The following is a 7,340-nucleotide window of genomic DNA, read 5'->3' as shown; positions in this document are numbered from 1 at the left end:
CGACCTTGCGGGTGGTGGTGGCGGGCGCGTCGGCGATCGCGGCTGCAGCGGTCTTCTTGGTTTCGGCGGTGGGGGGCGTTTTGGTGGGCACGGTTTTCACTTTCGTTGCGGCTGTCGCCTTGGACGCGGCGGCACTCGTCTTAGTTGCCGGCAAGGCCGCAGCTTTCAACGGTTTGTCTGCTGCCGGCTTCTTGGTGGTGGATACGGCAGGCTTCTTTGAACTGGGCATAAGACCTCTGCAACAAATGAACCAACGGAATCACAGCGCCAATACTCCGGCGCAAGCGGGGGGCACATAACAAGCAGGCGACGAGGGGCCAGGGAGCCAGTCCTCGAACGCTTCAAGAGGCAAGATGTCGGGCGAACATTTGGTGTGCAGTCCTTGCGGATATTGACCCGTATTCCGACATGGACTCGTCGGAAACTGCATTGCGCATCGGGTCGGCCCGGAGGTGCTGCTGTCGCACTTGCCTCAGCTTCGCCAAAAAGACGAAGCCCATAATTATAGCGCGTTGCTTGTTTTTCAAGCAAGTTTCTTGGGTAATTTCATCTCGAATTCATTGCGGGCGAAGGCGCGCGCGCAATTCGAGGCGACGAATTTCCAGTGCCTTGTAGCGCTCCAGCGCGTGCGGATCGCTCCCCACGGCAGCAATCGCCTCGCTTTGCTGCGCCTTGAGCTGCTCGTCCAGCATGAAATCGAGCACGCTGCGAAGTTCGCGGGCGGTCTCGGCCACGGCTTCGCCTTCCGGGTCGGCGATGGGGCCGCCGTCCGGGCCGGTCATCGCGCGTAGCGCCAGTGCCTCGAAGTCCTGGCCCCGCAGACCCTCGCGCAGGGCCGCCCACGGGAGCACGCCGTGCTCGTGGAACTGGCTGTCGAGCCATACGAAGAGCTGGCCGTGTTCGCCTGGCAGCTCGCACAGAAGCGCGTGCAGCTCGTGCGACAGCGCCTCCCATTCGGCCATGTTCGACAGCAGCAGGCGCGCGGCCACGTCGGCCCTGCCAGGCGGAAGGCTGCGGCCGCGTGCCGCCGGTGGGCGCCGGGCACCGCCGCGTGCGGGGAAGGCGCGGCCTTCCTGTGCGCGGGCGCCTCCATCCCGACGCTCGCGCGGCCCAGGGCCGGACGGCCGGGCGCCGGCGGACGGCTGCCAGAGTTCGGCCAGCTCGGGGCCGCTCAACTGGACCATCTCGGCGAATTCGCTGAGCAGTTGCTTCTTGAGCGCGCCCTCCGGCATCGCCGTCCACAGCGGCCGGGCGTTGCTGGCCATGTGGGCGCGGCCTTCGGCCGAGCCCAGGTCGCAGCCCTCGCGCGCGGCCTCGATCATGAATCGGCTCAGCGGCGTGGCCTCGCCGACGAAACGCGCGAAGGCTTCGGCGCCGAACTCGCGGATGAAGCTGTCGGGATCGTGTTCCGCCGGTAGGAACAGGAACTTGACGCTGCGCACGTCCGTGGCATAGGGCAGGGCGCCATCCAGCGCCTTGCGCGCGGCGCGCCGTCCGGCGGCGTCGCCGTCGAAGCTGAACACCACCGATTCGGTGAACCGGAAAAGCTTCTGCACGTGCTCCGTGGTGCAGGCCGTGCCGAGGGTGGCGACGGCGTTGGGGAAACCCAACTGCGCCAGTGCGACCACGTCCATGTAACCCTCGGTGACCAGCGCGTAGCCGCGTTCGCGAAAGGCAGCGCGGGCCTCGTACAGGCCGTACAGCTCGCGGCCCTTGCTGAAGACCGGGGTCTCGGGCGAGTTCAGGTACTTGGGCTTCTCGTCGCCGAGCACCCGCCCGCCGAAGCCGATGCATTCGCCCTTGACGTTGCGGATCGGGAACATGACCCGGTCGCGGAAGCGGTCGTAGCGTTTGCCTTCGCCGTTCTCCTCGGTTTCGCCGGCAATCACAAGGCCGCTCTCGGCCAGCAACGGATCGTCATATTCGGGGAACACGCTGGCCAGCGTGCGCCAGCCCGGAGGCGCATAGCCGATGCCGAAGCGGCGGGCGATCTCGCCCGACAGTCCGCGGCCCTTGAGGTAGTCGACCGCCGTCTTGGACTGCCGCAACTGCTTGCGATAGGCCTCGCCCGCCTTCTCGAGCACCTCCGACAGCGTGGCCTGCTTCTGCCGCTGCCCGGCGGCGCGGGCCCGCTCTTCCGGCGAGGCGTCGTCCTCGGGCACCTGCAGGCCGTACTGGCCGGCCAGGTCGTGCACTGCTTCGACGAAGCCCATGCCGGCATGCTCCATCAGAAAGCCGATGGCGTTGCCGTGCGCCCCGCAGCCGAAGCAGTGATAAAACTGTTTGGTCGGGCTGACCGAGAAAGAAGGCGACTTCTCGCCATGGAAAGGGCACAAGCCCATGAAGTTGGCGCCGCCCTTCTTCAATTGGACGTAGCGCCCGACGATCTCGACCACGTCGGCGCGGGCGATCAATTCCTGGATGAAAGAAGCGGGGATGGTCATGGGGCGGGGAGCGCCAAATCATACGCAAGCAAGCCCGCCGAGCGCCGCACTTGGGCATACTCACCGGAACCACTCCGCCGCATGCTCCGCCAAGCCTTTTCCGACGCCGTTCCGCTGTTGCGCCATCCCATGCGCTTCTTCTGGGAGACGCTCAAGAGCTTCAAGGCCAACCAGGGGCTGTTGCTGGCCGGTGCCGTGGCCTACTACGCGCTGCTGTCCATCGTGCCGCTCACGATCGTGAGCGTGATCGCGCTGTCGCACGTGATCGATCAGGACTCGCTGCTGCGCGCCATCGGCCGCTACCTGGCCTGGCTGTTGCCTGGGCAGTCGGGCGCCGTCGTGACGGAGCTGTCGAACTTCCTCGACCACCGGGATGTACTGGGGCCCGTGCTGCTGGTGACGATGATCTTCTTCAGCTCGCTGGCCTTCACCGTGCTCGAGGGCGCCATGGCCGTGATCTTTCATCACCGCCGGGCCGATCATTCACGGCACTTCCTCGTCTCGGCCGTGATGCCCTATCTGTACATCCTGTGCCTGTGCGTCGGGCTGCTGCTCGTCACCGTGGTGTCGGGCGCGCTGCAGGTGATCGGGCAGGAGAGCGTGGAGGTGTTCGGCTACAGCTGGTCGCTCTCGGGCGTTTCGGGTGTACTGCTGTACCTGCTGGGCCTGGGCGGCGAGATCTTCATGCTGACCTCGCTCTACCTGGTCATGCCGGTCGGCCGCCTGCGCCTGCGCCATGCGCTGCTGGGCGGGGTAACGGCCGCGCTGCTTTGGGAGGTGACGCGCCGCGTGTTGGTCTGGTACTTCACCACCCTGTCACAGGTCAACGTGGTCTACGGCTCGCTCACCACCGCGATCGTCGTTCTGCTGAGCCTGGAGATCGCTGCGACCCTGGTGCTGTTCGGCGCCCAGGTGATCGCGCAGTTCGAGCGCCTGGAGCGCACCGGCTCCATGGCGGCGGTCGAGGACGCAGAAATCCACCGATGAGCTTGCGGCCTCGGGCCTGCGGCCCGTGAGCGATGTGACTAGCGCGGCGCGAGGCGAATCGCGCCGTCGAGCCGGATCACCTCGCCGTTCAACATGTCGTTCTCGATGATGTGTTTTGCCAGCTTTGCGTAGTCATCAGGGGTGCCGAGACGGGACGGGAAGGGCACGCTGGCGGCCAGGGCGTCCTGCACTTCCTGAGGCATGCCGAACAGCATCGGCGTGCCGAAGATGCCGGGCGCGATCGTCATGTTGCGGATGCCGCTGCGGGCCAGGTCGCGCGCGATCGGGAGCGTCATGCCGACCACGCCGCCCTTGGAAGCGCTGTAGGCGGCCTGGCCGATCTGGCCATCGTAGGCCGCGACGGAGGCGGTAGAGATCAGCACGCCGCGTTCACCGGTAGCCTCGGGGTCGTTTTTCGCCATGGCGTCGGCCGCCAGGCGAATCATGTTGAAGCTGCCGACCAGGTTGACGGTGACGGTCTTGCTGAAGACGGCGAGCGCGTGCGGCCCATTCTTGCCCACCGTCTTCTCGGCCGGCGCGACGCCGGCGCAGTTGACCAGGCCGACCAGCTTGCCCAGTTTCAAAGCCGCAGCGACGGCGGCTTGGCCGTCGGCCTCCTGGCTCACGTCGCATTTGACGAAGACGCCGCCGATGTCTTTGGCGACCGCCTCGCCCTTGTCCGCCTGCATATCGGCGATCACCACCTTGCCGCCGTTGGCGGCCAGCATGCGCGCCGTGCCTTCGCCCAGGCCCGAAGCGCCCCCGGTGACGATGAAAACATTGCCGTCTATCTGCATGTGCTTTGCTCCTCGATGAATCGAATCCATTGGTCCGGCGATCATAGAGCGCAAAAAAAAAGCCCCGTCCGAAGACAGGGCCCTGAATTGGATCCCGAAGGACCCAAGGAGACAATCGTTGCCCGCGCGAGGCGGGCTTGTGATGATTAAGCGCGCTTGCGGGCAGCGGTTTGAGCGGTGCTCTTGGCAGCGTTCACGGCCGTGGTCGAAACGGCTTGGAAGTTGGCTTCGGCAACGTCGCTAGCTTGCTTGACGGCCTTCTGGACCGATTCGAAAGCGTTGTTGGCGGCAGCCACGGCGCTCTTCATCACGGCGACAGCGGTTTCCGAGCCGGCGGGTGCGTTCTTGGCAGCGCTGTCGACCAGGCCGACGAAGGCTTGCTGGGCTTCAGCGGCCTTGACTTCGAAAGCCTTGGTGAACTCGGTGCCCGTGCCTTGGGCGATTTCGTAGAGGTGACGGCTGTAGGCAGCGGTCTTCTCGGCCAGGGGTTGGAACAGGCCGGCTTGCAGAGCCAGCAGTTCTTGCGCGTCCTTGACGCTCAGCAGGGCTTGGGCGGTGCCGGCGGCTTCGGTCAGGGCAGCCTTGGAGGCCGTCACGTTCAGCTCGACCAGCTTCTCGACGCCTTCGAAGGCCTTGGTGGTGAGGCCGAATAGCGTTTCGACGTTAGCCTTGTGGGAAGCGATGATTTGGTCAGCGGTCAGTGCCATGTGGAAGCTCCAGTTTGAAATGAGGGGGATTGATTCACGTTGAGCTGCTCCTCTTCACTTTTGTTGCGGCGCAGCATGGGTCGAAGTATAGGGAGGCTCATGGCACTCTCCAAGTCATTTTTGTTGCTCTGCAGCAATTTAGAAACGCAGGCCTAAAACGGCCCCGAGAATGTTGCTTATGCGTGCGTTTTATTCGGGCCATTTCGTTCTGCCCCTGCCGCCAGGTCACCGTTTTCCGATGGAGCGCTACGCCATGCTGCGCGAGCGACTGGAGCAGCGACTGCCCGACATCCGGGTGTACGAAGCACCCCGCGCCAGCGATGGCGAACTCGCCCTGGCGCATTCACCCGCATGGATCGCGGCCGTGAGCGACGGCAGCATCGATGCGCGCGCGATGCGGGAGATCGGCTTTCCCTGGAGCGAAGCCATGGTCGAGCGCTCGCGCCGCTCGACGGGTGCGACCATCGCCGCCTGTCGCGCTGCCATGTCGGAGGGCGTGTCTGCCAACATGGCCGGCGGCACCCACCATGCCAGCGCCGACAAGGGCGGGGGCTTTTGCGTGTTCAACGATGCTGCCGTGGCGGCGCGGCTGATGCAGGCGGAGCATGGCCGGCTCGGTCGCATCCCGCTGCAGGTGGCGGTGATCGACCTCGACGTGCACCAGGGCAACGGTACCGCCAGCATCTTTCAGCGAGATGTCAGTGTGTTCACGCTGTCGATCCACGGGCAGAAGAACTTTCCGTTCCGCAAGGAGACCAGCGATCTCGACGTCGAACTGCCCGACGGCTGCGGCGATGCCGATTACCTGGCCGCGCTCGAACATGCTCTGGACGAACTCGACAGGCGCTTCTCGCCGGGCCTGGTGATCTATCTTGCAGGCGCAGACCCATTCGAGCGCGACAGGTTGGGGCGCCTCAAGCTGAGCTTCGATGGCTTGGAAGCCCGCGACCGCCGCGTCTTCGACTTCGCCTGGCAGCGCCGTCTTCCGCTCGCGTTCGCGATGGCGGGTGGTTATGCCAGCGACATCTCCGAAACTGTGCAGGTGCAACTGGGTACTTTTCGCGTGGCATTCGAGTATTGGAAGCGGTGGCAGAATGCCGCCGCCCGGACGATCACATGAGCACCAAACCCACCCCGCACCTCCGCAGCGCCTTTCGCGTCTTCCGCAGCATCCCGACCCGTTGGGCCGACAACGACTTGTACGGCCACGTCAACAACGTCGTCTATTACAGCTGGTTCGACACCGCGGTCAACGCGCTGCTCATCGAGCGCGGCGCGCTCGACATCCACGGCGGCGACACCATCGGCTTCGTGGTCGAAACGCAGTGCAACTACTTCGCGCCTCTGGCCTTTCCTCAAACGGTGGAGGCGGGCATCCGGGTGGCGCACGCCGGCAGCTCCAGCGTGCGCTACGAGATCGGGTTGTTCGCCGAGGGGGCCGAATCCGCCGCAGCGCAGGGGCACTTCGTCCACGTCTATGTCGACCGGACAAACCAGCGGCCGGTCAAGCTGCCGGCGGCGCTGCAGGGCGTCGTAGCCGACCTGCGCCACGTGTCTCACACGTGAAAAAGGCGCCCGCGGGCGCCTTTGTCAATTCACGTCGAGGGGCGAACCCCAAGCCGCATTACTTCTTCGCGTACATGGCCTTCACATCGGCCATGCCCTTGCTCTCGTCCGCCTTGGCTTGCTTCTCGCAAGCACTCTTGGCATCACCCTTCTGGTCGTCGCAGCGTTCCTTGGCGACGTCATAAGTGGCCTTTACCTTTTGCTCTTCGACCTTGCGAGCATTGCTGTCGCTAGGCTTGTACGTCTGTTCGAGTTGGGCCTTGGCGACGTTTTCCTTGCCCTTGGCTTCCTTCTCGCAGATGTCCTTGGCGTTGTCCTTCATCGGATCGCATTTCGCCTTGTCCATCTTGTAGTCGGCCTCGATCTTGTCCTTCGCGGCCTTGTGCTCGGCGCTGGTCATAGCGCTCGCGTGAGTGGCAACGAAGCAGGTCGACGCCAGGGCGAGCATGAGCAGATGTTTTTTCATGATGAGTGTCCTTTGGTTTTGAGTTGTAGTGATTCAGTACTTTTCCATCCACAGCGCTGCCGGCGTGCGGCCATCGCGTGATTCCCAATCCGTGACCTGCTTTTCGGCTTCGTCGCGGCTGATGCCATGGCGCTCCTGGATGCGGCCGAGCAGTTGATCGCGCTTGCCGGCGATGACGTCGAAGTCGTCGTCGGTCAGCTTGCCCCATTGCTCCTTGACCTTGCCCTTGAGCTGCTTCCAGTTGCCTTCGATGGTGTCCTTGTTCATGGGACCGATCTCCTTGTCAGATGATGGATTTGTCGCCGCTTCGTCCTTATGAAACGACGTGAGGACACTCTGGCTTTGCTACATCGGAAGACCGGTAGGACGCCCA

The 7,340-nt window shown here is 64.4% G+C and carries 9 protein-coding genes; 4 read left to right on the top strand and 5 right to left on the bottom strand.

The window, feature by feature from the left end; all coding sequences use genetic code 11:
• A partial coding sequence (locus B0W80_RS35390; RefSeq protein ID WP_179106863.1) for a hypothetical protein occupies nt 1-299 on the top strand: 299 nt, incomplete at its 5' end.
• Nucleotides 300-557: 258 nt separating this feature from the next.
• Here the strand turns inward: B0W80_RS35390 and dnaG are convergent.
• Nucleotides 558-2,444, bottom strand: coding sequence for a DNA primase (gene dnaG, locus B0W80_RS09075; protein WP_076998798.1), 1,887 nt, complete (start codon nt 2,442-2,444; stop codon nt 558-560).
• Between the two features lie 81 nt (nt 2,445-2,525).
• Between dnaG and B0W80_RS09070 the strand changes: the two genes are divergently transcribed.
• A complete protein-coding gene (locus B0W80_RS09070; protein WP_076998797.1) occupies nt 2,526-3,431 on the top strand; it encodes a YihY/virulence factor BrkB family protein in 906 nt (301 codons plus the stop codon).
• Between the two features lie 38 nt (nt 3,432-3,469).
• Here the strand turns inward: B0W80_RS09070 and B0W80_RS09065 are convergent, their stop codons facing one another.
• On the bottom strand, nt 3,470-4,228 hold the full coding sequence (locus B0W80_RS09065) for a 3-hydroxyacyl-CoA dehydrogenase (RefSeq protein WP_076998796.1): 759 nt from the start codon (nt 4,226-4,228) through the stop codon (nt 3,470-3,472).
• A gap of 146 nt (nt 4,229-4,374) precedes the next feature.
• Entirely contained in the window at nt 4,375-4,935 is a 561-nt protein-coding gene (locus tag B0W80_RS09060) for a phasin family protein (RefSeq protein ID WP_076998795.1), read from the bottom strand.
• Between the two features lie 178 nt (nt 4,936-5,113).
• Here B0W80_RS09060 and B0W80_RS09055 point away from each other — a divergent pair, with 178 nt between their 5' ends.
• Nucleotides 5,114-6,055 (top strand): histone deacetylase, encoded by a 942-nt coding sequence (locus B0W80_RS09055; RefSeq protein ID WP_179106862.1) that lies wholly within the window; start codon nt 5,114-5,116, stop codon nt 6,053-6,055.
• The gene (locus B0W80_RS09050; RefSeq protein WP_076998793.1) at nt 6,052-6,501 is read left to right on the top strand and encodes a thioesterase family protein; all 450 of its coding nucleotides are present in this window, start codon (nt 6,052-6,054) and stop codon (nt 6,499-6,501) included. Before B0W80_RS09055 ends, B0W80_RS09050 begins: the two co-directional genes overlap by 4 nt.
• Nucleotides 6,502-6,559: 58 nt before the next feature.
• Here the strand turns inward: B0W80_RS09050 and B0W80_RS09045 are convergent, their stop codons facing one another.
• Complete coding sequence (locus B0W80_RS09045) at nt 6,560-6,967, bottom strand: hypothetical protein (protein WP_076998792.1); 408 nt, start codon at nt 6,965-6,967, stop codon at nt 6,560-6,562.
• A 33-nt stretch (nt 6,968-7,000) separates the two neighbouring features.
• Nucleotides 7,001-7,234, bottom strand: a complete 234-nt coding sequence (locus B0W80_RS09040; protein ID WP_076998791.1) for a CsbD family protein — start codon at nt 7,232-7,234, stop codon at nt 7,001-7,003.
• Nucleotides 7,235-7,340 lie beyond the last annotated feature (106 nt).

The sequence above is a fragment of the Variovorax sp. KK3 genome (assembly GCF_001984055.1).
Taxonomy (GTDB): Bacteria; Pseudomonadota; Gammaproteobacteria; order Burkholderiales; family Burkholderiaceae_C; genus Variovorax.
This window is presented reverse-complemented; position numbering and strand designations above follow the sequence as displayed.

Excerpts from the sequence above, each read along its gene's own strand:
- dnaG (WP_076998798.1), bottom strand. The coding sequence starts at position 2,444 with ATGACCATCCCCGCTTCTTTCATCCAGGAATTGATCGCCCGCGCCGAC.
- B0W80_RS09070 (WP_076998797.1), top strand. The coding sequence starts at position 2,526 with ATGCTCCGCCAAGCCTTTTCCGACGCCGTTCCGCTGTTGCGCCATCCC.
- B0W80_RS09065 (WP_076998796.1), bottom strand. The coding sequence starts at position 4,228 with ATGCAGATAGACGGCAATGTTTTCATCGTCACCGGGGGCGCTTCGGGC.
- B0W80_RS09060 (WP_076998795.1), bottom strand. The coding sequence starts at position 4,935 with ATGGCACTGACCGCTGACCAAATCATCGCTTCCCACAAGGCTAACGTC.
- B0W80_RS09055 (WP_179106862.1), top strand. The coding sequence starts at position 5,114 with ATGCGTGCGTTTTATTCGGGCCATTTCGTTCTGCCCCTGCCGCCAGGT.
- B0W80_RS09050 (WP_076998793.1), top strand. The coding sequence starts at position 6,052 with ATGAGCACCAAACCCACCCCGCACCTCCGCAGCGCCTTTCGCGTCTTC.
- B0W80_RS09045 (WP_076998792.1), bottom strand. The coding sequence starts at position 6,967 with ATGAAAAAACATCTGCTCATGCTCGCCCTGGCGTCGACCTGCTTCGTT.
- B0W80_RS09040 (WP_076998791.1), bottom strand. The coding sequence starts at position 7,234 with ATGAACAAGGACACCATCGAAGGCAACTGGAAGCAGCTCAAGGGCAAG.